Below are 407 nucleotides of genomic sequence, written 5' to 3' on the forward strand. Positions count from 1 at the left end.
GGCTTAACATTTATCGGTGCACTGGGCGTCATAGTCTTCAGTTATGTCGCCTATGGGGCTTTCGGAAAGGGTGTAGAGTTCTTTCCAGATGTCGAACCGGATAGCGCGCAGGTTCTTATTCACGCTAGAGGTGACTTATCGATACATGAAAAAGATGCCTTGTTAAAACAGGTTGAACGTCGGTTTTTAAGTCTGATTGAAGGCAAAAACGAGCTTGAATCAATTTATGCCCGTTCTTTCAATCAAGCTCAGAATGCAATGGCCGAGGATGTGATCGGTTCAATTCAGTTTCAATTTGTTGATTGGGATAAGCGGCGTGTAGCGTCAGAAATTCTCACAGAAATGGAGGCGATGACCGCTGATATTTCAGGTGTAAAGTTGGAGTTTCGCAAAGCAGAGAATGGCCC

The 407-nt window shown here is 44.7% G+C and carries 1 pseudogene; it reads left to right on the forward strand.

The annotated features are described in order from the left end of the window. Window positions 1-407, forward strand: a pseudogene (locus A3761_RS27155) (efflux RND transporter permease subunit); the annotation flags it as partial.

The sequence above is a fragment of the Oleiphilus sp. HI0123 genome (genome assembly GCF_001635315.1).